Raw genomic sequence first — 24394 nt, 5'->3', positions numbered from 1 at the left:
ATGGACCCGAACTACCCGTGGCCGCCCGCCGGGCAGGCGTGGACCGACCTGCCCGAGCCGACCCGTACGGCGATGGTGGCGGCCGGCGCCGGCGCCTGGGAGAAGATCTTCCACGGCCGGGCCACGTACAACAAGCAGTGGCGGCTGGCCCGGCCCCCCGTGCTCACGGCCGACGCGTTCCGCGAGCTGAACGAGGTCTCCGACCGGATCGCGCAGCTCATCCTGGAGGCGTGCCGACGCCGGGCCCGCACCGCCGGGGAGCTGCGCCGGCTGCTCGACGTGCCGGAGGGGGAGACCCGGCTGCTCGACGAGGACGAGCCGCTGCACGAGGGGCTGCTCGCCGCGTACCGGCCGGACGTGCTGTTCTCCGGCGGCGTGCCGTGCATCGTCGAGTACAACATCGACAGCAGCCTCGGCGGCGGCTTCGACGCCGACACGGTAATCTACCGGTACGCCGAGCTCTACCGGCAGCACGGCCTGCTCGACGGCCTGCCGGTCCGGCCCGCGCCGTCCCTGCTCGACCAGCGGTTCGTGGCCATCCGGGACACCCTCGGCCTGCCCGACGGCGCCCGGGTGGCGCTGCTCATGGACTTCGACGCCGAGTACCCGGGTCTCGACGACCCGGAGACGTTCATCCGGATCCTCTCCCCGCTCGCCGACCAGGCGAAGCGCTTCGGCATCGACCTGGTCATCGCCCCCGTCTCCACCGCCACCCTGGACGAGCACCGCCGGCTGGTGGTCGGCGGCGCCCCGGTGGACGCGCTGTTCCGGCTCTTCGTGCCCAACCGGGTCACCCCCAGCGCCGGTCTGGAGGCGGTGGCCGGTGCCCTCGCGGCCGGCACCCTGCCGATGTTCGTGAGCACAGCCGCCTGGCTGCTCAGCAACAAGGTGAACTACGCCTGGCTCTGGGCCGACCTGGACCTGCTGTCCGAGACCGACCGGACGCTGGTCCGCCGCTACGTCCCGCACACCGTGGCGCTCACCGCCGACCAGCTCGACCGGGCCCTCGCCGAGCAGGCCGACCTGGTCGCCAAGCCGGCCGGCGGCTCGGCCGGGCACGGGGTGCTCATCGGCCGGGAGATGAGCGCGGTGGCCTGGGAGGACGGCGTCCGGGCCGCGATCGACGCGGGCGGCAACATCCTCCAGCGCTACCACGAGGCCGACCGGGTGGCCATGGACTTCGTGCAGATCGAGACGGGGGAGACGGTCAGCGCGGAGGTCCCCTACAGCCTCGCCCCGTACCTGTTCGGCAGAACCGGCTCGGGCGCCCTGGCCCGAGTCGGCTACCCCGGCTGCGAGGGTGTCCTGAACCTGGCAAGAGGCGTCCTCATGACCGGCGTCCTCCTCACGGACTGACCCCTGCTTTGTTGATCAAGAAGTTTGCGTCTCGACGGGCTGGATTCCCGACGCAAACTTCTTGATCAACGATGGGTGGCGGGGGAGGTGGGGGCCGTGAAGAAGGTGGTGAGGGGGTCGATCAGCGCGGGGGGCGCCACCGCGATGCCGTTGTGGGGGCTGCCGGGGACGCGGAGGGTCCGGGCGCGGGGGATCGCCGCGGCCAGAAGGTGGTTGATCTCGGTGAAGTAGGGCGCGGCCCTGGCGCCGCTGATGAGCAGCGTCTCGGCGGTGATCCCGGCGTAGTCCTCGGCCGGGCCCTCGTACGTCTCGATCTGCCGCGACTCGGCCAGCGTCATCCCCACCAGGCTGCCCATGGTCCGCCCGACCTCGGTGCGCAGGAACGCCCGGCAGATCGCGGTCCGCACCGCGAGCGGCAGCTTCGAGGCCGCGGAGTGCGGGTTCACGGCCGCGCCCACGATGGCCAGGGCCCGCGCGGTGTTCCCGGCCCGGACCGCCTCCTCGGCCGGGTCGAGGAACGCCGTCGGCAGGCCGTGCCCGGCCAGCCGGAGCGGGGCGTCGTAGACCGCGATCCGCTCCAGCGGCAGCCGGAGCGCGGCCCGCAGGACGACGAACGCCCCGTAGCTGTGCCCGACGGCACGGCGGGCGCCGGTGTGCGCGAGCACCGCGCCGAGGTCCTCGATCTCCTGCTCCACCGTGTACGGCTCGCGCCGCGGCGCGGCGTCGGCCCGGCCCCGCCGGTTGTACAGGTGCACGGTGAACCGGTCGGCGAGCCGCGCGGCGAGCCGCCGGTATTCGTGGATGGTCACCCCGCCCCCGTGCACCACCACGAGATCGGGTCCGTTGCCCGTCGAGTGCAGGACGATCTCCGCGCCGTCCGGTGCCGTGATCCGCCGCATGACTGCTCCCTCCCACCCCGCAAAACCGCGAACGCTGTTTGCAGTTTACAGTGGTGTGGTGAGCGGCGCACCGAGGAATCCGGCCGAGGGCGGCTCCGCCGGACGGTCGATCTGGACCCGGCCGCAGCGCGGCGCCCGCGGCCCCGCCCCGACGCACAGCCGGGACGAGATCGTCGCCGCCGCGGTCGCGCTGGCCGATGCCGACGGGCTGGGCGCCGTGTCCATGCGCGCGGTCGCCGGGGCGCTGGGCATGGCCGCCGGCTCGCTCTACCGGCACCTGTCGTCCCGCGACGACCTGCTGGACCTGATGGTCGACCGGTGCGTGGGCGAGCTGCGGCCGTACCCGGCGGACGACGGGACCTGGCTGGACCAGTTCCTCCTGCTGGCCCGCCGCCAACTCGCGCTTTACCGTCGCCACCCGTGGCTGCCCGACGCCATCGCCCGGCGCGCGGTCCCCGGGCCGAACACCCTCGCCCACTTCGACGCCTGCCTGCGCCTGCTGCAACCGGTCAGGGCCGGGGTCGCCGCGAAATTCGAGGCGATCGCCATGGTCACCGGCGTGGTCTCGCTCTTCGCCCGCAGCGCGGCCGCCGCCGGCACGCTCACCTTCGACCACGTCGACCTGGCGGCGTACCCGCACCTGGCCGCCGCGTTCGCCGAACCGCCGTCAACCCCGCCCGCCCAGGACCTCTTCGAGCGCACCCTGCGCAGCCTGCTGACCGGCCTGCTCACGTCCGGCCCGACCTGACCCCGCTCCGGCCGGCCCAGCCCCTCCCCGTCCGTGTCGATCAAGAGGTTTGCGTCTTCCAGAGCCCGATTCCTGACGCAAACCTCTTGATCGACGCCGGTCCGGCGGCTGCCGGCTCACCCTGTGGGGCGCAGGCGGCTGGCCAGGACGCGGAGGGTCTCCGCCGTCGCGACGGCGTCGCTGCGGGCGCTGCCGTGCCGGCCGTCGCTGCTGTACAGCGACGGGTCCGCGACGAGCGGATGGTCGGTCAGGTGCACGTGCAGGGTGCCGAGCCGGTCCGCCAGTCGCCCGGTGTGGAAGGAAAGCTGACGCATCCGCTCGCTCAGGCCCGCCCGCAGCGGCTCCGGCACGGCCGGGCTGTGCGACACGTCGAACATGCCGACCGTGATGACGTCCGCCCCGGCGCCCTGGAGCGCCGTGACCATCGCGGTCAGCTCGGCGTCCACGGCCTCCGGGTCGTACCCGGGGCGGAAGGCGTCGTTGCCGCCGCACACCACAAGCGCCAGGTCCGGCGCGAACTCCAGCGCGGCCGCGAGCTGCGTCGCCCGCACCTCGTGCGCCCGCAGCCCGCGCCGCCCCAGGTTCCGGTACGCCAGCTCGGGCCGCACCGCGCGCAGCTCGGCGCCGATCCGGTCGGCCCACTGGAGGTCCGGGTAGCCGTCGACCGGCTCGCACATGCCCTCGGCCACGCTGTCGCCCAGCACCACGAACCGCCGCCACGGGTGCCCCCGCAGCAGCTCGCCGGCCTCACCCGGGCGCAGGCACCACGGATCCGTCGCTTCGGTCACCGTCGATCCCACCCCCGCACGCTAACCCAGCCGCACCGGATCCGTCGATCATGGACCGGACGATCGCGGACCCGGGACAATGGCGGAGTGCAGGTGGCGGTGTGCGGACCGGCGGAGGCGACGCCGGAGGAACTGGCGGCGGCCCGGCGGGTGGGGGAGCTGCTCGCCGGGCGCGGGGTCACGGTGCTCTGCGGCGGGGGCGGCGGGGTGATGGCCGCCGTCGCCGCGGGCGCCCGCGACCGCGCGGGCCTGGTCATCGGGGTACGCCCCGACGACGGCAGCGCCCCCGGCCCCGTCGAGCTGTCCGCCTCGGTGGTGACCAACCTGGGCCAGGCCCGCAACGCGATCCTGGTGTGGAGCGCGGACGCGGTGATCGCCGTCGGCGGCTCCTGGGGGACCCTCAGCGAGGTGGCGCTGGCGATGCGGCGCGGCGGCATCCCGGTGGTCGTGCTAGGCGGGTGGCGCGTCGTCGACGCCGGCGGCGTCCCGGTGCTGGGACCGGTTCAGGCGGCCACCGCGGAGGAGGCTGTGCGGCTGGCCCTCCGGGACCCGCCGGGCGCCCGTCCCGACCCGGTCGCGCGCTGACGAGGCGTCGCCCGGCCGGTGCTTCAGCCGGCCCGTCGTCCAGGTCAGCCGAGCAGCGCCAGCAGGTCTCCGGGCCGGGCCGCGCTGAGGTCGGCCGCCTCGGCCGGGTCGTACTGGTGGCCCCAGGCCGCGGCCACCGCCACGGCGCCGCTGTCCCGGGCGGCCCGCAGGTCCAACGGCGAGTCACCCACGTACGCGGCGCGGCCCGGTGGCACGCCCAGCCGGCGGCACGCCAGCTCGACGCCGTCCGGTGCCGGCTTGGGGCGGGGGACCTGGTCGCCGCCCAGGACGACCCCGAAACGGTCGAGCAGGCCGACCCGGTCGAGCAGGATCTCGGCGGCGCGGTGGCTCGCGCCGGTGAACAGGCCCACCGGCACCCGGGCGGCGACCTCGGCGAGCGCCTCGGCCACCCCCGGGTAGACGGTGACCCGCTCGGCGAGCGCGGCCAGGTGGGCGTGGTAGGCGGCCAGGTCCGCCTCGGTGGCGGCCCGCCCGAGCAGGTGGGTCAGCAGGTCGACGGGCGCGCCGAGCGAGTAGCCCGCGATGACCTCGGCGTCGGTGCGCTCGGGCCCGCCGCCGGCCAGCACCGCCGCGCGGTAGGCCGCGGGCACCACCTCGTGCGACTCGATAAGCGTGCCGTCCATGTCGAAGACGATCCCGGCCACCGGCCCGCTCATCCGGCCTCCGCCCGGTGGGCGGCGGCCAGCCGCTTCGGGGCGCGCGCGTGCCACGCCTCGGTGACCAGCTCGGTCAGCTCCTCGACCCCGATCCGGTCGAGCCGGACCAGCACCGCCGGGTAGCCCTCGAAGTGCGGGGTGGTGAAGTAGACCCCGGGATCGTCGGCGAGCAGCGCCTCCTTCGCGCCCAGGTCGGGCACCCGGGCGCCGAGGATCGGGCCGTCGGGCGCGGCGTCGCCCAGCGCGTCGAGGTCGGCGCGGCGCAGCGGCCGCTCCCAGACGAAGAGCTTGTCGCGCACCCGCCAGGCCGGCAGGTCGTCGTGCGAACCGCGTTCGGTGGTCTCCGGCAGGGCGAGCGCGATCCGCCGGACATCGTCCCAGGTCGCCATGGCCCGACCCTACGCCGACCCACCGACACCGACCGTGACGGGCCGGTCGACGAGTGGCGGCTCCACGTCGTCCCGGTCGTGCTCGGCGCCGGCCAGCCGCCCTTCCCACCCGGCACCCGCCTCGCCCTCGCCCTGATCACAAAGCGCCGGTTCGGCAACGGCGTGGTGGAACTCCGCTACCGCTGACGGTGGGCTCAGGCCGGGGTGGAGGCCACCGGTTCCGCGGCCGGGCGGTCGGCGGTCGGGCGGCTCAGCAGCAGCGGCGCCACGGTGAGCACCAGGCAGGCCACCGCCATCACGAGCAGCGCCGGGGTCAGCCCGAGCACGGCCACCGACCAGCCGCCGAGCAGCGCCCCGACCGGCAGGCCGAGGAAGGCCACCGAGCCGGAGATGCCCAGCACCCGGGTCTGCAACGACTCCGGCACCCGCTCGTAGAGGGCCGCGCCGAGCAGCGGGTTCACCGCCGCGATGGCGATGCCGGACACGAACGTCACGACGAGCACCACCACGAGGTCGTCGCTGAGCGCCAGGGCCAGCAGCCGGGGCGCGCCGCTGAGCGCCAGCCCCAGCGCGAACGTCGCCCCCCGGGGCAGCCGGGTCCCGGCCACGGTGAAGAGCAGGTTGCCCAGCAGCGCGCCGGCGGAGAACACCCCCAGCAGCAGGCCGAACCCGGCCGGGTCGCCGAGCACCCGGTCCACCCAGAGCGGGATCCAGACGGCGACGCTGGCGTTGGCGAACATGTTCGACGCGGAGACGACGATCAGCATGGTCAGCAGCGTGCGGTCGGTGCGCAGGTAGGTGAAGCCACCGCGCAGCGCCCGCAGGTAGCTCTCCCGGGGCGCCGGCTGGGCCGGCGCGGGCGGCCGGACCAGCACGCCGATCAGCAGCGCGCAGGCCGCGAAGGTGGCCGCGTCGATCCAGATGGCCCGGGTCACCCCCACCCAGTCGATGAGCAGCCCGCCGAGCACCGCGCCGAACAGCGTCATGCCCCGGGCCAGCCCGTCGTAGGCGGAGGTGAGCCGGATCAGTGGCACCCCGGCCCGCTCGGCGGCCGGCTTGAACAGCACGTGCTTGACCCGGTCGCCGATCCCGCGCAGCCCGCCGGCCACCGCGACCAGCACCAGCAGCGTGCCGAACCCCAGCCAGGGCGCCAGCGCCACGACGGCCATCGCCGCGGCACTGGCCGTGTCCACGGCGACCGAGGTACGGCGTACCCCGAACCGGTCCGCCCACGGGGTCGCCAGCGCGCTGGAGAGCATGTACGGCAGGGTCTCCGCCGCGGCGACCAGGCCCATCCGGGTCGGGCTGCCGGTGGTCTCCAGCACCAGCCAGGGGATGGCCACCACCGATATCCGGGTGCCCAGGTTGGACAGCAGGTCGGCGCCGACCAGGGTGTACAGCTCCCGGCGCGGGGTCACGCCGGACTGCCGATGACCGTGCCCAGCGACTCGGCGTCGGCCGGGTGGGCGGCGGCGTACCGGGCGCGCAGGGCACGCTTGTCGACCTTGGCGGAGCGGTTCAGTGGCAGCGCGTCGAGGAACTCCACGGCGCCCGGCGCCCAGGTCTCGCTCAGCTCCCGGGTGACCAGCGCGATCAGCTCGTCGCCGGTCACCGTCGCGCTCGGCGCCGGCACCACGTACGCGTGCGGCACCTCCCCGGCGACCGGGTCGGGCACGCCGATCACCGCGGCGGCGCGGACCTCGGGGTGGGCGGCGAGCACGTCCTCGATGGGGCGGGAGTAGATGGGCCAGCTGCGCTGCCGGGTGAGGATCCGATCCTGGAGCCGGTCGACCAGGTAGAGGTAGCCGTCGGTGTCGAGGTGGCCGATGTCGCGGGTGCGCACCCAGCCGTCGACAAGCGTCTCGGCGGTCAGCTCGGGCTGGCCGTGGTAGCCGGCGAAGCTCAGCTTCGTGCGCACCCACACCTCGCCGTCCGCGCCGGCCGGCAGCACCCGGCCCTCGGCGTCGCGGATCTCCACGGCCACGTCCCCGTACGGGCGGCCGCAGGAGCGCAGCCGCTCCGGGTGCTCCGGGTCGTCGGTGAGCCCGGGCAGCGCGCAGATCACCACGGCCTCGCTGAGCCCGTACACGATGCGCAGGCACGGGCCGAAGCGGGCGATCGCCTGGCGCAGCCGGGCCGGCGCGGCGGGCCCGGCGCCCACGTTGAACATGAACATGGCGGAGAAGTCGGCGCCGTCGAGGGCCGGGTGGTCGAGCACCTCGTAGAGCATCGGCGGGGTGACGAAGGTGGACGTCAGCCGCTCGGTGTGGACGGTCCGGATGAACGCCGCCGGGTCCCACTGCTCACGCAGGAACAGCACCCCGCCGGTGAACAGGTTGAACAGCGTGGTGATCTGGCCGCTGGCCAGCCACATGGGCGAGTGCGACAGGTGCCGCAGCAGCGGGAAGCCGGCCGCCCGGAAGTCGGCGGCCAGGGCGAGGATCTGCCGGTAGAAGCTCTCCCGGTGGTGCACCAGCTTGGGGGTGCCGGTCGTGCCGCTGGTCTGGAGGAACGACTCCGGCGCGGGCGCAGCGGCGGGCAGGTCGGTCGGCTCGCCGCCGGCGGCCGTGAGGTCCGGTCCCGCGCCGCCGGGCCCGAGGCAGAGCACCGGCACGCCGGTCAGACCGGCCGCGATCTCCGCGCCGAGCGGGTCGCGCGGGTCGTGCACGAAGGCGTCCGGGCCGGCCAGGGCGACGAACTCGTCGACCTCCCGCCGGGAGGTGACCGGGGCGACCCACATGCTCCGGCAGCCGAGCAGGTGCAACGCGAGCTGGAGCAGCGGCCCTTCCAGGGTGTTGCCGAGCATCACCAGCACGGCGGCCCCCGGACGTACGCCGTGCCGCAGCAGCGCGCCAGCCAGGCCGCGCACCTCGGCGGCGACCTCGGGGTAGGTGAGCCGGCGGCCCCCGCCGACGAGCGCCTCCCGGTCGCCGAACCCGGCGAACAGGTCCAGCGCCTCGTGCACGTAGTTCGGCCGGTCGGTCATCGGGCAGCCCCCATCGTGGTCCGGGGACGGTCGACGGTGGCACCGGCGCCCGGTGCCACGACTACCGTCGGAAGCGGCGTCCGGGCAGGTCGGAGCCGGGACGCGACGGCAGGTGCCAGAGTCGGCGACCGCACCGCCGCCAGTGCCGAGCCTAGGCAGTCGGGGTCCTGAGAGGACAGCGCCCGAACGGCGTTCGGTGGCACCCCGAAGACATTTGATCATGTCGATCAGGTTGATTGACGCTCATCACCGTCGACGGTTAGTTTCCGGTCCATCGCCCGGCGGCGGCGCCGACCGCGCCGCGCCCGGGGCTGCCAACGATGGAGGTTCAATGCCGACCCCGAAGAGATGGCACGTCATAGCTTCCGCCGCGACACTGCTGATCGCCGGCACCCCCGCGGTCACCGCGAGCGCCGGCCCCACCGACACCGACAGCGTCCGGCACGGGCGCGCGGAGTGGGCCGGGACCTGGGCCGCCGCGGTGACCCGCGGGAACACCGTCGGCCTGACCTACACCGGCCTGGCCGACCAGAGCATCCGGATGACCGTGCAGACCACGGTCGGCGGCGACCGGGTCCGGGTCCGGCTCACCAACCTCTACGGCGAGCAGGCCGTCAAGGTCGGCCACGCCACGGTCGCCCGCCCGGACACCGCCACCGAGGACCGCTCGGACATCGACCCGGCCACCGTCCGCGAGCTGACCTTCCAGGGCGCCTCCTCGACCACCATCAACAAGGGCGCCGAGCTGCTCAGCGACCCGCTGGACCTGCGCGTCGGCGAGCAGGAGGACCTGGTCGTCACCCTCTACTTCCCGGTACTCACCGGACTGGTGACCTTCCACGGCCAGTCGCGCACGACCACCTTCATCGGCGGCACCGACCTGACCACCGCCGTGACCAGCCCTCAGTTCACCCGCAAGGTCGACTGCTGCTGGATGTTCCTCTCCGGCATCGACGTGGAACGCCGGCTCAGCCCCGGCTCGGTGGTCGTGCTCGGCGACTCGATCGGCGACGGCAACGGCAGCACGGTCAACGCCGACCGGCGCTGGCCGGACCTGCTGGCCGAGCGGCTCATCGACGCCCGCCCCGAGGTGCGCACGCCGGGCGTGCTCAACCTGAGCCTCTCCGGCAACCGGCTCAACCACGAGGGCGCCGAGCCCGGCGCGGGCGGCTTCCCCGGCTACTACGAGCTGGGCCCGAACGCCCTGGCCCGGCTCAACGAGGACGTCTTCCCGCAGACCGGGGTGCGGACGGTCATCACCCACCTGGGCATCAACGACATCTGGATGAACGGCGACAGCGCGGAGGCCATCATCGCCTCACTGCGCCAGCTCAACCAGCAGACCCGGGAGCGCGGCCTGACCAGCCTGGTCGGCACCATCACGCCGTACGAGGGCAACGGCGGTCCGGGCGTGTGGACCGAGGAGAAGGAAGCCACCCGGCAGGCGGTCAACACCTGGCTGCGCGGCGCCGGCGGCGCGGAGTTCGACGGGGTGATCGACTTCGACGCCGTGCTGCGCGACCCGACGCACCCGAGCCGGCTGCTGCCGGCGTACGACGCCGGGGACCACATCCACCCGAACGACGCCGGCGCGCAGGCCATGGCCGACGCCGTGCCCCTGCGCCTGCTCGGTCTGTGACACCGGTGGGGGGCGGCGTCGGCACCACGCCGCCCCCCACCGTCTTTCCTGGGGAGGAACCGTGGACGTCGACGAGATCCTGACCGGCCTGTACAGCGAGCAGGGCCGGCAGAACCCGTACCCGTGGTACGCGGCCCTGCACGAGCACGGGCCGATCAACGCGGTCCCGAAGCGGGCCGAACACAGCACGATCACCGCCGTGGCCGGCGGCTACGACCTGGTCGACCAGATCCTGCGGGACCCCGGCTGGTACAAGGGCGCCCCGCCCGACTGGCAGGACCAGGAGATCCTGCGCACCTTCCTGACCTCGATGATGTTCATCAACCCGCCGGACCACACCCGGATGCGGGCGGTCTTCGCGAAGACGTTCACCCCGCGCCGGCTGGGCGCGCTGGAGCCGGTGATCGTCCGGATCGTCACCGACCGGCTGGACCGGATGGCCGAGGCCGGCGCGGACGGCGGCGAGGTCGACTTCGTGGCCGACTTCGCGTACCCGGTCCCGGCGCTCGTGATGGCCGAGTTCATCGGCCTGCCCGAGGCGGACCTGGCCTGGTACCGGCAGCGGGTCGACTGGATCGACGAGTACATGGACGTGGCCGGCAAGACGCCGGAGCGGCTGGCCCGCGCCAACCAGGCCGCCGAGGAGCTGCGCGGCTACTACCGCGAGCTGCTCGCCCACCGGCGGCGACAGCCCGGCGAGGACCTGATCAGCGGGCTGGTCGAGGTGCTGGACGCGGGCGGCGTCGACCTCACCGAGGAGGAGTTGATCAGCAACCTCATCGTGCTGTTCAACGCCAGCTTCGTCACCACCGTCTACATGTTCAGCAACGGCCTCCCGCTGCTGCTGGCCCACCCGGACGTGGTCGCCGCGCTGCCCGGCGACGACGCGCTGGCCCGGGGCTGCGTGGACGAGGTCCTGCGGATGGAGAGCCCGGTGCACTTCCTGGCCCGCGCCGCGCCGCACGACACCGAGGTGGGCGGCGTGCCGGTCGGGCGGGACGAGAACGTGCTGCTGCTGATCGCCGCGGCCAACCGCGACCCGGCCCGCTTCCCCGACCCGGACCGCTTCGACCCGCACCGCGCCGGCCCGCCCTCGCTCGCCTTCGGCGTCGGGCTGCACTTCTGCCTCGGCTCGGCGGTGTCCAAGCTGGAGGGCCGGCTCGCCCTGCCCCGGCTCTTCGCCCGCTTCCCCGAGCTGGCGGTCACCCAGCCCTACACGTACAGCGGAAGCCTCTTCCTGCGCGGCATCGACAAGCTCTTCGTCACCACGGGGGAGGCCCGATGACCCTCGACCCGCAGGTGGCCGCGTGGCGGGCCGCGCGCGCGGCCGCCGGCACCGCGCCGCTCTACACCCAGACCCTGGCGCAGGCCCGCGCCGCCGACCTCGCCGCGATCCGCGCCGGCGCCGGCGCGGTCGAGCCGGTCGAAGAGGTACGCGACACGCAGGTCCCCGGCCCGGACGGGCCGCTTCCGGTGCGCATCCACCGGCCGGCCGGGGACGGCCCGCTGCCCACGCTCGTCTGGTTCTTCGGCGGCGGCTGGACCCTCGGCAGCGTGGACACCGCCGACGGGATCTGCCGCCGGCTGGTCAACCTGGCCGGCTGCCAGACGGTGACCGTCGGCTACCGGTTGGCCCCCGAGCACCGCTTCCCGGCCGCCGTGGACGACTGCCACGCGGCGCTGCGCTGGCTGGCCGGGCACGCCGAGGAGTTCCGTGTCGACCCGGACCGGCTGGCCGTCGGCGGGGACAGCGCCGGCGGTAACCTGGCCGCCGCCGTCACCCTGCTGGCCCGCGCCGACGGCGGCCCCCGGCTCGCCGCCCAGCTGCTGGTCTACCCGAACACCGACCAGCGGCCCGGCCGCGGGCCCACCGGCACCGAGGACCCGCTGCTGTTCAACCGGCACTCGGTCGAGTGGTACCGGCGGCACTACCTGGCCGACCCCGGCGACGCGGCCCACCCGCTCGCCTCGCCGCTGCTCGCCGAGGACCTCGCCGGCCTGCCCCCGGCGCTGGTCATCACCGCCGAGCACGACCCGCTGCGCGACGAGGGGGAGCGGTACGCCGAGCGGCTGGCCGAGGCCGGCGTGCCCACCGAGACCACCCGGTACGACGGCATGGTCCACGGCTTCTTCGCCATGCCGGGCGTGTTCGACGCCGGCAAGCGGGCCCAGGAGCAGGCGGCCGCCTTCCTGCGGGCACGGTTCGGCCTCGCCCCGGCCGGATCGGCCGCCGGCACGGCCGCGGGCGGCCCGGGCCATGGCTGACCTCCGGACGACCAACCCGGAGCCGGCGGCGCCTCACCCGCTCGACCCGGCGGACGTCACCCCGACCGGTGCGCCGCCGGGGCGGCACCCCCACGACGCGGCCGGCCCGATCGTGGCCGACGCTCCGAATCCCGTCGGCCTGGTGGCGGGGCGAGGACCGGCTGAGCCCGGGTTCGTGCCGCCGGCCAGCCTGGGCGACTTCGCGGAGCTGGCCCGGGCCGCGCTCCCCGCCGAGGTGTGGGACTTCGTGGCCGGCGGCAGCGGCACCGAGACCACCCTCGCCGCGAACCGGGCCGCGCTGGACCGGGTGGCGGTGCTGCCCCGGATGCTGGCCGGGGTGGACGTGGCGTCCACCGAGGCGCCGCTGCCCGGCGGCCGGTACGCCCTGCCGGTGGCGGTCGCGCCCATGGCGTACCAGAAACTGCTGCACCCCGACGGCGAGGTGGGGCTCGCCGCGGCGGCCCGCGCGGCCGGCGTGCCCTACGTGGCGAGCACCCTGGCCAGCACACCCATCGAAGAGGTCGCCGCGGTCGGCGGCACGGTCTGGTTCCAGCTCTACTGGCTGCGCGACCGGGGCATGGTGGCCGACCTGCTGGACCGGGCGCTCGGCGCGGGCTGCGCCGGGCTGATGGTCACCGTCGACGTGCCGGTGCTCGGCCGGCGGCTGCGCGACGTGCGCAACGGCTTCGCCCTGCCGCCGCATGTCACCGCCGCGAACCTGCCCGGCGGCCGGAACGACCTGGCCCACCAGGGCGCGCCCGGGGTGTCGGCGGTGGCCGCGCACACCGGCGCGGTCTTCGCCCCCGCGCTGAGCTGGGCCGACCTGGCCTGGCTGCGGGAGCGTACCCCGGTGCCGTTGTCCGTGAAGGGCATCCTGGACCCGCGCGACGCGGTCCGCGCGGCGGAGCTCGGCGTGGACGCCGTGGTGGTCTCCAACCACGGCGGCCGGCAGCTCGACGGCGCCCCGGGCAGTGCGGCCGTGCTGCCCGAGGTGGTCGCCGAGGTGGGGGAGCGCTGCGCGGTGCTGCTGGACAGCGGCGTGCGCGGCGGCACCGACGTGCTGCGCGCCCTCGCCCTCGGCGCGGCCGGCGTGCTGGTCGGCCGGCCGCTCCTCTGGGCCCTGGCGGCCGGCGGGCGGGCCGGCGCCGAGGCGGCCCTGGCGCTGCTCGCCGCCGAGTTGCGCGACGCGTTCATCCTCAGCGGCTGCGCCGACCCGGCGGCCGCCCGCGAGCTGCGCACCCGGACCGGAGGCTGACGTGGAGCCCGTGGACCTGGCCGTCACGGCCCTGCACCCGAGCGTGGACGACCCCGCGTTGAACTCGATGAACTTCCTCAACGAGGTGGCGCAGCACTACCCGGAGGCGGTGTCGCTCGCCGCGGGCCGGCCGTACGAGGAGTTCTTCGACTCGGCGGTGCTGCACGAGCACCTGGACGCGTTCCGCCGGCACCTCGCCGACGACCTCGGCCTGGGCCCTGCGCAGGTCGACCGGACGCTGCTCCAGTACGGCCGGACCAAGGGGATCGTGCACCACCTGATCGCCCGCAACCTGGCCGTGGACGAGCGGCTCACCGTCGATCCGGAGGCGATCGTGGTGACCGTCGGCTGTCAGGAGGCGATGTTCCTGGTGCTGCGCGCGCTGCGGGCCGGGCCGCGGGACGTGCTGCTCGCCGTGGCGCCCACGTACGTCGGGCTGACCGGTGCGGCCCGCCTCGTGGACCTGCCGGTGCGCCCGGTCACCGGCGGGCCGGACGGGATCGACCTGGCCGACCTGCGCGACCAGGTGCACCGGGCCCGGGCCGAGGGGTTGCACCCGCGCGCCTGCTACGTGATGCCCGACTTCGCCAACCCCTCCGGCGTGCGCATGGACCTGGCCCAGCGTCGGCGGCTGCTCGACCTGGCCGCCGAGGAGGACCTGCTGTTGATCGAGGACAACCCGTACGGCCTGTTCCCGGCCGCCGGCGCCGAACGGCTGCCCACCCTCAAGGCGCTGGACACCCGCCGTCGGGTGGTCTACCTCGGCTCGTTCGCCAAGACCGTGCTGCCCGGGGCCCGGGTCGGCTACGTCGTCGCCGACCAGCGGGTGGCCGGCTCCGACGGCACGGTCGGCCCGCTCGCCGACCAGCTCGCGAAGATCAAGAGCATGGTCACCGTGAACACCTCGCCGATCAGCCAGGCGGTGATCGGCGGGGCGCTGCTGGCCCACGGCTGCTCGCTGGTCGCGGCCAACGTCCGGGAGCGGGCCGCGTACGCCCGCAACCTGCGGCACATGGTCGACGGGCTGGGCCGCCGCTTCCCGTCCGGCGGGCCGGTGCGCTGGAACGTCCCGGCCGGCGGCTTCTTCGTGGTGGTCACCGTGCCGTTCGCGGTGGACGACGCGTTGCTGCACCGCTCCGCCCGCGGGTACGGCGTGCTCTGGACCCCGATGGCGCACTTCTACGACGCCGGCGCCCCGGTGAACGCGCTCCGGCTGTCGGTCAGCGCGGTCACCCCGGAGCAGATCGACCTGGGCCTGGACCGGCTCGCCGCGCTGATCACCGACGAACTGGCCGCATTGGGCGCGCCGGCCTGACACCGCACTGTCGCCGTTCCGCCACCACCCGTGTTCCCGGGCCGGGCGGCCACCGTTGATAATGGACGGATGGTTGCCTGGGAGTACGCGTTGCTGGTCCGCCGCTATCAGGGGCAGGGCCGCAATTTCCACGTCTCGTTCGTCTGGTACGCCCCGGACGGGTCCCGCACCGACGTGACCGCGTACGGCGACACCGCGATCGCGCACCTCAACCGGGTCGGCCGGGAGGGCTGGGAACTGGTCTCCGCCGCCGAGGACGTGAACAACGTGCAGGGCAGCACCGAGGTGCACCGCTACCACCTGAAGCGCCCCCTGCGCTGAGCGGCTAGCGTGATCCTCCCGGGTGGGGAGGAGCAGCGGTGGGCCGGTACGTCGTCGGGGTGGACCTCGGCACGCTCTCGGGGCGGGCCGTGGTGGTCGACGTGGCCGACGGCGCCGAGCGGGGCAGCGCGGTGCACTCGTACCGGCACGGGGTCATCACGGAGCGGCTGCCCGGCGGGCCGGCGCTGCCGCCCGGCTGGGCGCTCCAGGACCCGGCCGACCACGTCGAGGTGCTGCGCACCGCCGTGCCCGCCGCCGTCCGTGCCGCCGGGATCGACCCGGCCGAGGTGGTCGGCGTCGGACTCGACGCCACCTCCTGCACGGTGCTGCCCACCCGCGCAGACGGCACCCCGCTCGCCGAGCTGCCGGAGTTCCGGGACCGCCCGCACGCCTGGCCGAAGCTCTGGAAGCACCACTCGGCGCAGCGGCAGGCCGACCGGATCAACGCCCTCGCTGCCGACCGCGGCGAGCCCTGGCTGGCCCGGTACGGCGGGCGGGTCTCCGCCGAGTGGCAGCTCGCGAAGGCCCTGGAGGTGCTGGAGGAGGACCCGGCGGTCTTCCGCCGCGCCGAGCGCTGGGTCGAGACCGCCGACTGGCTGGTCCGGCTGCTCTGCGGCGCTCCGACGCGCAACGCCTCCGCCGCCGGTTTCAAGGGACTGCGCCAGGACGGCCACTACCCGGCCCCGGACTTCCTCGCCGCACTGCACCCGGACCTGCCGGATCTGCTCGCGAAGATCGACGACGGGCCGCTGCTGCCGCCGGCCGCCCGGGCCGGCGCCCTGACGGTCGAGGCGGCCGGCTGGACCGGCCTGCCCGCCGGCATCGCCGTGGCCGCCGGGGCCATCGACGCGCACGTCACCGCGGCGGCGGCCCGGTCAGTCGCACCCGGCCGGATGCTCGCCGTCCTGGGCACCTCCACCTGCCTGATCATGAACGCGGACACCTGCCACGAGGTGCCCGGCGTCTGCGGCGTCGTCGAGGGCGGCGTCACCGCCGGCCGGTGGGGCTACGAGGCCGGCCAGAGCGGCGTCGGCGACATCTTCGCCTGGTACGTCGAACGCGCCCTGCCCGCGTCGTACGCCTCCGAGGCCGCCCGGCGCGGGATGCCCGTGCCGGACCTGCTCGACTCGCTCGCCGCCGACCAGCCGGTGGGCGGGCACGGGCTGCTCGCGCTGGACTGGCACAGCGGCAACCGGTCGGTGCTCATGGACCACGAGCTGAGCGGGGTGCTGGTCGGGCTCACCCTCGCCACCCGGCCCGAGGAGATCTGGCGCGCCCTGCTGGAGGCGACGGCGTTCGGCGCCCGCACCGTCGTCGAGGCGTTCGAGGCCGCCGGCGTGGCCGTCGACGAACTCACCGCCGCCGGCGGGCTCACCGCCAACCGGCTGCTGCTGCGCATCTACGCCGACGTGCTGCGCCGCCCGCTGCACGTGCTCGACGCCGCGCACCCGGCGGCGCTGGGCGCGGCCATCCACGCGGCGGTGGCCGCCGGGGCGTACCCGGACGTGGAGACCGCGTCGGCGGCCATGGGCGCGTCGCACCGCGAGACCTGGCACCCGGACCCGGCCCGCGCCACGGCGTACGACGAGCTCTACGCCGACTACCAAACCCTGCACGACCACTTCGGCCGCGGCGGCACTGATGTCCTCCACCGCCTGAACACCCGCCGCCACCAATCCCACCCGACCCCCTGACACCCGCCCCGCCCGCGCCCGGCCCAGCCCCCGCCCAGCCGCGTTGATCATGAAGTTAGTGCGGCGGAAAGCGCGTTCCATGGCAATAACTTCATGATCAACGCCCCTAGCCGGCGTGGGCGGGCGCCGGGCGCGGGCGGGGTCGGGTGGGGGTGGGACGGGGACGCCCCGCGCGGCCGGGGGCCGGGCGGGGCGTCCAGGACGTGGTGGCCGGGGTCAGCCGAGGTCGACGGACGGGTAGAGGGGGAAGCCGGCGAGCAGGTCGCTGGCCTGCTTGCTCACCGTCTCGGCCACGGCCGGGTCGAGGACGTACTTGGCCTTGGACGGGGTGCCGTCGGCGTTCGCGCCCGGGGTGGTCTGGCTGAGCACGGTGTGCATCAGCTCGGCGGTGGTGTCCATCTCGCTGGCGCCCAGGCCCCGGGTGGTCAGCGCCGGGGTGCCGATCCGGATGCCGGAGGTGTACCAGGCGCCGTTCGGGTCCTGCGGGACGGCGTTGCGGTTGGTCACGATGCCCGAGTCGAGCAGCGCCTGCTCGGCCTGACGGCCGGTGAGGCCGTACCCGGAGACGTCGATGAGCACCAGGTGGTTGTCGGTGCCGCCGGTGACCAGCTTCGCGCCCCGGCGCAGCAGCCCCTCGGCGAGCGCCTGGGCGTTGTCGACGATCCGCTGGGCGTAGTCGGCGAAGTCGGGGCGGCGGGCCTCGGCCAGGGCGACGGCCTTGGCGGCCATCACGTGCGGCAGCGGGCCGCCGAGCACCATGGGGCAGCCCCGGTCGACCTGGTCGGCCAGCTCGGGACCGCAGAGCACCATGCCGCCGCGCGGGCCGCGCAGCGACTTGTGGGTGGTGGTGGTGACGATGTGCGCGTGCGGCACCGGGTCGAAGTCGCCGGTGAAGACCTTGCCGGCGACCAGGCCGGCGAAGTGCGCCATGTCGACCATGAAGGTGGCGCCGACGGAGTCGGCGATCTCCCGCATGATCCGGAAGTTCACCTTCCGGGGGTACGCCGAGTAGCCGGCGACCAGGATCAGCGGCTTGAACTCGCGGGCCGACTCGGCGACCTTGTCGTAGTCGATCAGGCCGGTGGCCGGGTCGGTGCCGTAGCTGCGCTGGTCGAACATCTTGCCGGAGATGTTGGGCCGGAAGCCGTGGGTGAGGTGGCCGCCGGCGTCCAGCGACATGCCGAGCATCCGCTGGTTGCCCAGCTCGCGGCGCAGCGCGAACCAGTCGGCCTCGGTGAGGTCGTTGACCTGGCGTACCTGGGCCTTCTTGAGCGCCGGGGACTCGACCCGGTCGGCCAGGATCGCCCAGAAGGCGACCAGGTTGGCGTCGATGCCGGAGTGCGGCTGCACGTACGCGTGGGCCGCGCCGAACAGTTCCTTGGCGTGCTCGGCGGCGAGCGCCTCGACGGTGTCGACGTTCTGGCAGCCGGCGTAGAAGCGGCGGCCGATGGTGCCTTCGGCGTACTTGTCGCTGAACCAGTTGCCCATGGCCAGCAGGGTGGCCGGGGAGGCGTAGTTCTCGCTGGCGATGAGCTTGAGCGATTCGCGCTGGTCGGCCAGTTCGGCACCGATGGCGTCCGCCACCCGCGGCTCGACGGCCCGGATCACCTCCAGCGCGCTGCGGAAGGCGGTGGATTCGGCGTTCAGCGACATGCGACCTCCTGGTGACGTGCGGAAGGCCCAGGCGCTCGGCATGCGTCCTCATGACGGGGCCGCTCCCCGATGGTTCTCCATCCCCACGCGCCAGTCACGGCCCGCGCCGATCCTACCGGGTGGGCCTCCGGCCGGCCGGGCGCACCTCCGCCGCGCGCCGGCGGGGTTGGTCCGCCCGGGGCTGGGCAAACCCCTCCGGTGGGGGGGGCGGTGCCACGCGGCCCGCGTCCGGGGGATGAGGAGGCACGAGGGATGAGCACACCGACGACCGGCCGTCCGCTCGCCGTGGTGACCGGCGCGTCCAGCGGCATCGGGTACGAGTTGGCCGCGCAGTTCACCGGGCACGGGTACGACGTGGTGGTGGCCGCCGAGGACCCGGCGATCGCGACGGCGGCGCGGAACCTGCGCCGCGACAACGGCCCGGAGGCGTACCCGGTCCAGGTGGACCTGGCCACGGCCGACGGGGTGGAGCAGCTGGCGCGGGCCGTGACGGAGCTGGGCCGGCCGGTCGACGCGCTGGCGCTCAACGCCGGCCGCGGCGCCGGCGGCGACTTCGTGGGTGGGACGGACCTGCGCGACGAGCTGACCGTCGTCGACCTGAACGTGCGCTCGACGGTGCACCTGGCCAAGCGCCTGCTGCCGGCCATGGTCGAGCGGGGCCAGGGGCGGGTGCTGTTCACCTCGTCGATCGCCTCGACCATGCCGGGGCCGTTCCAGGCGGTCTACAACGCCTCGAAGTCGTTCGTGCAGTCGTTCGCGGAGGGGCTGCGCAACGAGCTGAAGGACAGCGGGGTCACCGTGACGTCCCTGATGCCCGGGCCGACCGACACCGAGTTCTTCGAACGGGCCCACATGGAGGACACCCGGGTGGGCCAGGGGAAGAAGGACGACCCGCGCGCGGTGGCCGAGGATGCCTTCGAGGCCCTCATGAAGGGGGAGCACAAGGTGGCCGCCGGCTCTTTCGTGAACAAGCTCCAGACCGCCGCCGGCAAGATCGTCCCGGACCGGCTGAAGGCGGAGCAGCACCGGAAGATGGCCGAGCCGGGCTCGGGCAGCTGAACCGCGGAAACGACGGCGGGACCCGGCCTGCGCCGGGTCCCGCCGTCACGTCGCGCCGGGTCAGGCGATGACCGCGTCCAGCGACTTCTTCAGCGCCTTCGGGGCGGCCGGGGTCTTCGGCGCCTTCGGGCGCAGGTCGATCATGCGCTGGCCGATCTCCTGGAGCTGGTTACGGCCGAGCGCCTCGCGCACCTTGGGGAACCACTCCTGCTCCTCCTCCTCGACGTGGTGCAGCACGTTCTCGATGAGCACCGTCGTCTTGGCGTTGAAACGCTCGTCGTCCGCGTCCATGGTGAACAGCTCGAAGCAGAGCACGTCGGCGACGTGGTGCTCCTCGTACGACTCCAGGATGTCGTCCTCTACGTCGGGCACGAGCTTGCGGACCTCCGGGTACATCACCTCGTTCTCGAGGTACGTGTGCACCGTCAGCGCCTCGAGGATCTGCTTCACCAGCTTCTGCCGCTGGCTCGCCGGGCCTTCCTCGGCGTCCTGGAAGGCCTTGAACAGGCGGCGCATCTCCTTGTGGTCCTCCTTGAGCAGGACGATCGCATCGGTGGACACCGGTACCTCCTAGAGTCGGTTGATGTCGCCCCCCTACCCCCGTCCCGAGCAGGACAAACGAACGGGGCCCGGCGACACGTCGCCGGGCCCCACCGTTGGTGCTACCGCTACTTGACCACGTTGTACGCGTCGACCATGCCGGCACCGTAGAACGAGTTACGCTCCCCGCCGGAGCAGGTCGCGTCGTACAGGTGCGGGTCGGTCGCCGAGATCAGCGGCACCGGGTTGTAGACACCCTCCGGGCAGGACTGCGCGACCGACGTGCGCTCCAGGAACGACGCCAGCTGGCCCGGGGTCATCCCCGGGTGCGCCGACAGCGCCAGCGCCGCGACGCCGGTGGCGTGCGGGCCGGACATCGACGTGCCCTGCTTGTACCCCCACCCGTTGGTCCGGGTGGCGGTGTTGAAGGTGGTCGACAGGATGGCGTCGGTCGAGGTCGACCGCACACCCTGGGTCCGGTACCGGGTGTCGCCACCCGGCGCCGTCACGTCCACCACGCCCTGGCCGTACGAGGAGTAGTAGCTCTTCGCACCGGTCGGACCGACCGCGGAGACGGTCACCACGCCCGGCGCCTCGGCCGGCAGGTCGAGGCAGGCGTTGGTGAGGTTCTCACGGTTCTCAGGCGTCCCGTTGTTCGGGCTGCCGGTGTCGGTGATCTTGTGCGCCAGGTCGTAGTTGGAGTTGCCCGCGGACGCCACGTTGAGCACGCCCTTGGACTGCGAGTAGCGGATGGCCCGCTGCACGGCCTGCCACACCGGACGCTGGCGCGGGTCGTTCTTGCAGTTCAGCTCCCACGGGTCGATGTAGTAGCTGTTGTTGGTCAGCTGCATCCCGTGGTCGGCGGCCCAGAGGAAGCCGCACACCGCGGCCTCCGGGAAGATGTAGCCCGCGTCGTTGACCACCTTGACGGCGGCGACCTTGACGCCCGGCGCGATGCCGGTCACGCCGACGCCGTTGACGGCGGCGGCGATGGTGCCGGCCACGTGGGTGCCGTGGTCGCTGGTGGTCGGGTTCCACGCCGCCTCGGTGGTGTTGGTGACACCGCCGATGCACGACGTGCTCTTGTCCTTGGCGATCTGGGTCGCCAGGTCCGGGTGGGTGCTGGAGATGCCGCTGTCCAGCACGCCGACGACGACGTTCGCGCTACCGGTGGTGACCGCGTGGGCCTGCGGGACGTGGATCATGTTCATGTCCCACTGCTGCCCGTACATGGGCTCCTTGGTCGGGTCGCCGGTGGCGCTGGCGACGTCGGCCGCGGAGACCTCCACGGTCTCGCCCTCGTCGAGGGCGGTGCCCAGGCCGGCGCTGGACGCGACCGACTCGACGCCCGCCCCCGCCACCTGCGTGGCGAAGTCCGGGTTGGTCGAGCGGACGACGAGCACGCCGATCTGGTCGTAGGTGGCCACGACGGTGCCCTTGGCGGCCGCCACGCGGGCGGCGGCCTGGCTGGTGTTGGCGCCCTGCGGGGCGAGGACCAGATACGAGGTGTCCGGTCCGGCGGCCGCCGCCGGTGCCAGCCCGCCGGTGAGGGCGAGGCCGACGCCGAGCGTCGCGGCGGACGCGGCGGCCAGTGTCTTGCGACGGAGGTTCTTCACACAGACTCCCAGGGGGCCGATCCGGCCGACCCCACTACCTGGTGGGAAGCGGGCCGGCGGAAGACGAGCAGGTTGCTTGCCTTCGGTCAACCAGCGTAGGGAGCGAATGTGGTGTTACACACATCCGAACGGATGAACAACAACCGTCAGACGGTGGCCACCGTGTAGGGGATCTCGTCGAGCAGCTCACGGGCCAGGAAGCCGATCCGGCCGTAGCGGGGGACCAGGCGTTGCCCGCTCACCGCGTGGGCGAACGCGGCCCAGCAGGCGGCCTGCGCCGGCTCGGCGCCCCGGGAGAGCAGCCCCGCGAGCAGCCCGGCCCGGACGTCGCCGCTGCCCGAGGTGCCCAGCCCGGCGTCACCGCTCTCCTCCCGCCACGCCCGCCCCTCCGGGGTGGCGATGTGGCCGTAGAGGGAGACCACGGCGTCGTACCGGCGGGCCAGCTCGACCGCGTCGGCGTCGAGGTCGTCGCCGGGCTTCCGGCCGAGCAGGTGCCGCGCCTCGGTGAGGTTGGGGGTGAGGACCACCCTGCGCCCCGAGCCGACCAGCAGGTCGGGCTCGTGGCTGAGCGCGCCGAGGGCGTACGCGTCGAGCACCAGCGAGGTGTCCGGGCCGGCCGCGTCGAGGACCACGTGCAGCAGCGCCCGGGTGGCGTCGATGTCCTTGAGCCCGGGGCCGAGCGCCACCACGTCCGCCTCGGCGACCAGGCCGCCGAGCAGGTCGCCCGGGTCACCCTGGACCGCGCCGTCGCCCGTCTCCGGCAGCCCGACCACAAGCGCCTCGGGCACCTGGATGCTCAGCGCGGCGGCGGTGGACTCGGCGGCGGCCAGTTGCAGCACGCCGGCGCCGGCGCGCAGGGCGGCGACCCCGGCGAGCAGCACCGCGCCGGGGGTGAACCGGGACCCGCCGACCACCAGCACCGTGCCGCGGGCCTCCTTGCCGCCGGTCGGCACCGGCAGCGCCCAGTCCCGCAGCAGCGCGGGGGTGATGACCTCAGACCGGCTCGGCATGGACCTCGTCCTCCCTGGTCGGCCGCGCTCCCTGCCGGTGCAGGTGGGCCACGTCGTTGAACACGTCCGGGGTCAGCCGGCCGGTGGCGTCGGCCGACCAGGCGGTGACCGAGCAGTTGGCGATCACAAGCTCCCGGGTGAGCGCCATCAGCTCCGCCTCGGTGAGCCCCTCCACCAGGTATCGGAGCAGGAAGACCAGCGCGTCGTGGCCGAACAGCAGCACCCGGCCACCGGCGTGGTCCCGGCGCAGGTCGCCGAGGAGGGCACGCAGCCGCAGCGCCACGTCGGTCCACGACTCACCGCCGGGCGGGCGGTAGTAGAACTTGCCGAGCCGGGCCCGGCGCGCCGCCTCCTCGGGATAGCGCTGCCGGACGCCGTGGCCGGTCAGCCCGTCGAGGATGCCCAGCTCCCGGTCGCGCAACCGCTCGTCCCGGCTCGCCGGCACGCCGGTGCCGGCGAGGGCCAGCTCGGCGGTCCGCACCGCCCGCAGGTACGGCGACACCACCGCGACGTCCGGCCGCCGCCCCTCGGGCAGGCCGGCCAGCCACCGGCCGGTCGCCCGGGCCTGCTCCTCGCCGGTGGTCGACAGCGGCACGTCCGCGTCCCGGTGGGTCAGGTCGATCAACTCGGCGCCGGACGCCTCGGCCGCCGTGGCCGCGACGTTCGCCGTGCTCTCGCCGTGCCGGACGATCCAGAGGGTTGCCAGTTCCGCCATGCGGCCTCCGGTACCCGGGCCGTCCGGCGGGTAACCGTCCGGTCGGCGGCGGTCCGGGGAGCCCGGCGGGCGTGAACGGCGGCCGGACGGGTAAGCGCGGTCGGCTACGCGGAAGCCGACACAGGGGAGGTGTGCCGTGGCGACGATGGTCCGAGAGCCGATGAGCCCGGTGAAGGACAAGAACTACGACCTGATCCACGCGGTGCAGATGTCACTCAAGCACATCTGGCAGATGGAGACGTACATCGCCGACGCGGAGGACCGGGGCGACACCGAGCTCGCCACCTGGTTCCGCAAGATCCAGGAGAACAACCGCAAGGCTGCCGACCAGGGCAAGAAGATGCTCATGGACCGGCTCCAGAAGGAGAACGGCTGACCGTACGACCAGTGGCCGGGTGGGTGTGCGCCCACCCGGCCACCGGCGTGTCCGGCACCCGTCGGGGCGGCGCGGGGTGGCATCGACCGGGCAGAATGTCGTCCGGCGTACCGGGGTGGGCCCGGTGGCCGGGGAGGCGACGCATGGCGACGGTCATCAGGGGTCTGCGGGAGGCTCTGGTGCTCTTCCTGATCGCGGTCGTGACGATCGGGATCGCGGTGGGCATCTGGGTCGCGGTCAGCGGCGGTGACTTCGTCCACCGGCTGGGTGTGGCGTTCATGCTGGTCGGCGCGGTGATCGGGATGACCGGTGACCTGACCCTGAGCCGGATCGGCATGCTGCCCGCCCGGTCCACCTTCGGCCTGGCTCCGGAGCGGGAGGACGGCGGCGGGGGGCGGGTGCTCACCGGCGTCGGCATCTTCCTCTTCGTCTCGGTGCCGCTGATCGTCGTCGGGGTCCTGCTCATCACCTGACCGCCGTCCGCCCCGCTGTCGGTGGGGCCGGTTAT

24 protein-coding genes and 1 riboswitch are annotated in these 24394 nt (G+C 74.2%); of the genes, 13 read left to right on the top strand and 11 right to left on the bottom strand.

Annotation, left to right across the window (positions count from 1 at the left end):
• The gene (locus tag NLX85_RS28385; RefSeq protein ID WP_254340232.1) at window positions 1–1356 is read left to right on the top strand and encodes a hypothetical protein; all 1356 of its coding nucleotides are present in this window, start codon (window positions 1–3) and stop codon (window positions 1354–1356) included.
• Window positions 1357–1421: 65 nt separating this feature from the next.
• On the opposite strand, the gene NLX85_RS28380 is transcribed toward NLX85_RS28385, so the two are convergent.
• Window positions 1422–2255 (bottom strand): alpha/beta fold hydrolase, encoded by an 834-nt coding sequence (locus NLX85_RS28380; protein WP_254340225.1) that lies wholly within the window; start codon window positions 2253–2255, stop codon window positions 1422–1424.
• 58 nt (window positions 2256–2313) lie between these two features.
• Here NLX85_RS28380 and NLX85_RS28375 point away from each other — a divergent pair, with 58 nt between their 5' ends.
• Entirely contained in the window at window positions 2314–3003 is a 690-nt protein-coding gene (locus NLX85_RS28375) for a TetR/AcrR family transcriptional regulator (protein ID WP_254340223.1), read from the top strand.
• A gap of 116 nt (window positions 3004–3119) precedes the next feature.
• Here the strand turns inward: NLX85_RS28375 and NLX85_RS28370 are convergent, their stop codons facing one another.
• Window positions 3120–3803 carry an SGNH/GDSL hydrolase family protein gene (locus NLX85_RS28370; RefSeq protein ID WP_254340215.1) on the bottom strand — a complete coding sequence of 228 codons (684 nt, stop codon included), beginning with the start codon at window positions 3801–3803 and terminating at the stop codon, window positions 3120–3122.
• 75 nt (window positions 3804–3878) lie between these two features.
• On the opposite strand from NLX85_RS28370, the gene NLX85_RS28365 reads away from it, so the two are divergent.
• Window positions 3879–4376 carry a dethiobiotin synthetase gene (locus NLX85_RS28365; protein ID WP_254340214.1) on the top strand — a complete coding sequence of 166 codons (498 nt, stop codon included), beginning with the start codon at window positions 3879–3881 and terminating at the stop codon, window positions 4374–4376.
• A gap of 44 nt (window positions 4377–4420) precedes the next feature.
• Here the strand turns inward: NLX85_RS28365 and NLX85_RS28360 are convergent, their stop codons facing one another.
• The 4 genes from NLX85_RS28360 to NLX85_RS28345 all read right to left on the bottom strand — a co-directional run bounded on the left by NLX85_RS28360 (window position 4421) and on the right by NLX85_RS28345 (window position 8428).
• Window positions 4421–5053 (bottom strand): HAD family hydrolase, encoded by a 633-nt coding sequence (locus NLX85_RS28360; protein WP_254340212.1) that lies wholly within the window; start codon window positions 5051–5053, stop codon window positions 4421–4423.
• A complete protein-coding gene (locus tag NLX85_RS28355; RefSeq protein ID WP_254340210.1) occupies window positions 5050–5442 on the bottom strand; it encodes an MmcQ/YjbR family DNA-binding protein in 393 nt (130 codons plus the stop codon). Before NLX85_RS28355 ends, NLX85_RS28360 begins: the two co-directional genes overlap by 4 nt.
• Window positions 5443–5636: 194 nt before the next feature.
• The gene (locus NLX85_RS28350; RefSeq protein ID WP_254340208.1) at window positions 5637–6860 is read right to left on the bottom strand and encodes an MFS transporter; all 1224 of its coding nucleotides are present in this window, start codon (window positions 6858–6860) and stop codon (window positions 5637–5639) included.
• Window positions 6857–8428, bottom strand: a complete 1572-nt coding sequence (locus NLX85_RS28345) for a class I adenylate-forming enzyme family protein (RefSeq protein ID WP_254340206.1) — start codon at window positions 8426–8428, stop codon at window positions 6857–6859. Before NLX85_RS28345 ends, NLX85_RS28350 begins: the two co-directional genes overlap by 4 nt.
• A 358-nt stretch (window positions 8429–8786) precedes the next feature.
• On the opposite strand from NLX85_RS28345, the gene NLX85_RS28340 reads away from it, so the two are divergent.
• The 7 genes from NLX85_RS28340 to NLX85_RS28310 all read left to right on the top strand — a co-directional run bounded on the left by NLX85_RS28340 (window position 8787) and on the right by NLX85_RS28310 (window position 16917).
• Window positions 8787–10067 (top strand): SGNH/GDSL hydrolase family protein, encoded by a 1281-nt coding sequence (locus NLX85_RS28340; protein WP_254340334.1) that lies wholly within the window; start codon window positions 8787–8789, stop codon window positions 10065–10067.
• A gap of 61 nt (window positions 10068–10128) precedes the next feature.
• Window positions 10129–11352: a cytochrome P450 gene (locus NLX85_RS28335; RefSeq protein WP_254340204.1), complete on the top strand. Its 1224-nt coding sequence runs from the start codon at window positions 10129–10131 to the stop codon at window positions 11350–11352.
• The gene (locus NLX85_RS28330) at window positions 11349–12332 is read left to right on the top strand and encodes an alpha/beta hydrolase (protein ID WP_254340202.1); all 984 of its coding nucleotides are present in this window, start codon (window positions 11349–11351) and stop codon (window positions 12330–12332) included. Before NLX85_RS28335 ends, NLX85_RS28330 begins: the two co-directional genes overlap by 4 nt.
• Before the next feature lie 112 nt (window positions 12333–12444).
• Window positions 12445–13587: an alpha-hydroxy acid oxidase gene (locus tag NLX85_RS28325; protein ID WP_374628544.1), complete on the top strand. Its 1143-nt coding sequence runs from the start codon at window positions 12445–12447 to the stop codon at window positions 13585–13587.
• Between the two features lies 1 nt (window position 13588).
• The gene (locus NLX85_RS28320) at window positions 13589–14902 is read left to right on the top strand and encodes a PLP-dependent aminotransferase family protein (protein WP_254340198.1); all 1314 of its coding nucleotides are present in this window, start codon (window positions 13589–13591) and stop codon (window positions 14900–14902) included.
• A 69-nt stretch (window positions 14903–14971) separates the two neighbouring features.
• Entirely contained in the window at window positions 14972–15223 is a 252-nt protein-coding gene (locus NLX85_RS28315; protein WP_091658185.1) for a hypothetical protein, read from the top strand.
• A gap of 38 nt (window positions 15224–15261) precedes the next feature.
• Window positions 15262–16917 carry a ribulokinase gene (locus NLX85_RS28310; RefSeq protein WP_254340196.1) on the top strand — a complete coding sequence of 552 codons (1656 nt, stop codon included), beginning with the start codon at window positions 15262–15264 and terminating at the stop codon, window positions 16915–16917.
• Between the two features lie 216 nt (window positions 16918–17133).
• On the opposite strand, the gene NLX85_RS28305 is transcribed toward NLX85_RS28310, so the two are convergent.
• Window positions 17134–18570 carry a glycine hydroxymethyltransferase gene (locus NLX85_RS28305; RefSeq protein ID WP_254340194.1) on the bottom strand — a complete coding sequence of 479 codons (1437 nt, stop codon included), beginning with the start codon at window positions 18568–18570 and terminating at the stop codon, window positions 17134–17136.
• Between the two features lie 18 nt (window positions 18571–18588).
• Window positions 18589–18678: riboswitch (ZMP/ZTP riboswitch) on the bottom strand.
• A 144-nt stretch (window positions 18679–18822) separates the two neighbouring features.
• Here NLX85_RS28305 and NLX85_RS28300 point away from each other — a divergent pair.
• Window positions 18823–19629 carry an SDR family oxidoreductase gene (locus NLX85_RS28300; RefSeq protein WP_254340192.1) on the top strand — a complete coding sequence of 269 codons (807 nt, stop codon included), beginning with the start codon at window positions 18823–18825 and terminating at the stop codon, window positions 19627–19629.
• A gap of 60 nt (window positions 19630–19689) precedes the next feature.
• On the opposite strand, the gene NLX85_RS28295 is transcribed toward NLX85_RS28300, so the two are convergent.
• The 4 genes from NLX85_RS28295 to NLX85_RS28280 form a co-directional block, all read right to left on the bottom strand.
• The gene (locus NLX85_RS28295) at window positions 19690–20190 is read right to left on the bottom strand and encodes a hemerythrin domain-containing protein (RefSeq protein WP_254340190.1); all 501 of its coding nucleotides are present in this window, start codon (window positions 20188–20190) and stop codon (window positions 19690–19692) included.
• Between the two features lie 107 nt (window positions 20191–20297).
• Window positions 20298–21785 (bottom strand): S8 family serine peptidase, encoded by a 1488-nt coding sequence (locus tag NLX85_RS28290; RefSeq protein ID WP_254340188.1) that lies wholly within the window; start codon window positions 21783–21785, stop codon window positions 20298–20300.
• A 146-nt stretch (window positions 21786–21931) separates the two neighbouring features.
• On the bottom strand, window positions 21932–22795 hold the full coding sequence (locus tag NLX85_RS28285) for an NAD(P)H-hydrate dehydratase (protein WP_254340186.1): 864 nt from the start codon (window positions 22793–22795) through the stop codon (window positions 21932–21934).
• Window positions 22779–23510, bottom strand: coding sequence for a histidine phosphatase family protein (locus NLX85_RS28280; RefSeq protein WP_254340184.1), 732 nt, complete (start codon window positions 23508–23510; stop codon window positions 22779–22781). The genes NLX85_RS28285 and NLX85_RS28280 overlap by 17 nt, the downstream gene beginning before the upstream one ends.
• 145 nt (window positions 23511–23655) lie before the next feature.
• Between NLX85_RS28280 and NLX85_RS28275 the strand changes: the two genes are divergently transcribed.
• Both NLX85_RS28275 and NLX85_RS28270 read left to right on the top strand, forming a co-directional pair.
• Window positions 23656–23886, top strand: coding sequence for a hypothetical protein (locus NLX85_RS28275; protein WP_254340332.1), 231 nt, complete (start codon window positions 23656–23658; stop codon window positions 23884–23886).
• Window positions 23887–24029: 143 nt separating this feature from the next.
• Window positions 24030–24359, top strand: a complete 330-nt coding sequence (locus NLX85_RS28270; protein WP_254340182.1) for a hypothetical protein — start codon at window positions 24030–24032, stop codon at window positions 24357–24359.
• The last annotated feature ends 35 nt before the right edge of the window (window positions 24360–24394 follow it).

It is taken from the genome of Micromonospora sp. A3M-1-15, from assembly GCF_024213425.1.
In the GTDB taxonomy this organism is placed as follows: Bacteria; Actinomycetota; Actinomycetes; order Mycobacteriales; family Micromonosporaceae; genus Micromonospora; species Micromonospora chersina.
This window is presented reverse-complemented; position numbering and strand designations above follow the sequence as displayed.

What these genes read in the sequence shown, in the direction of transcription:
- NLX85_RS28385 (WP_254340232.1), top strand. Translation starts at nt 1, where the DNA reads ATGGACCCGAACTACCCGTGGCCGCCCGCCGGGCAGGCGTGGACCGAC.
- NLX85_RS28380 (WP_254340225.1), bottom strand. Translation starts at nt 2,255, where the DNA reads ATGCGGCGGATCACGGCACCGGACGGCGCGGAGATCGTCCTGCACTCG.
- NLX85_RS28360 (WP_254340212.1), bottom strand. Translation starts at nt 5,053, where the DNA reads ATGAGCGGGCCGGTGGCCGGGATCGTCTTCGACATGGACGGCACGCTT.
- NLX85_RS28355 (WP_254340210.1), bottom strand. Translation starts at nt 5,442, where the DNA reads ATGGCGACCTGGGACGATGTCCGGCGGATCGCGCTCGCCCTGCCGGAG.
- NLX85_RS28345 (WP_254340206.1), bottom strand. Translation starts at nt 8,428, where the DNA reads ATGACCGACCGGCCGAACTACGTGCACGAGGCGCTGGACCTGTTCGCC.
- NLX85_RS28330 (WP_254340202.1), top strand. Translation starts at nt 11,349, where the DNA reads ATGACCCTCGACCCGCAGGTGGCCGCGTGGCGGGCCGCGCGCGCGGCC.
- NLX85_RS28315 (WP_091658185.1), top strand. Translation starts at nt 14,972, where the DNA reads ATGGTTGCCTGGGAGTACGCGTTGCTGGTCCGCCGCTATCAGGGGCAG.
- NLX85_RS28305 (WP_254340194.1), bottom strand. Translation starts at nt 18,570, where the DNA reads ATGTCGCTGAACGCCGAATCCACCGCCTTCCGCAGCGCGCTGGAGGTG.
- NLX85_RS28300 (WP_254340192.1), top strand. Translation starts at nt 18,823, where the DNA reads ATGAGCACACCGACGACCGGCCGTCCGCTCGCCGTGGTGACCGGCGCG.
- NLX85_RS28285 (WP_254340186.1), bottom strand. Translation starts at nt 22,795, where the DNA reads ATGCCGAGCCGGTCTGAGGTCATCACCCCCGCGCTGCTGCGGGACTGG.
- NLX85_RS28280 (WP_254340184.1), bottom strand. Translation starts at nt 23,510, where the DNA reads ATGGCGGAACTGGCAACCCTCTGGATCGTCCGGCACGGCGAGAGCACG.
- NLX85_RS28275 (WP_254340332.1), top strand. Translation starts at nt 23,656, where the DNA reads ATGGTCCGAGAGCCGATGAGCCCGGTGAAGGACAAGAACTACGACCTG.
- NLX85_RS28270 (WP_254340182.1), top strand. Translation starts at nt 24,030, where the DNA reads ATGGCGACGGTCATCAGGGGTCTGCGGGAGGCTCTGGTGCTCTTCCTG.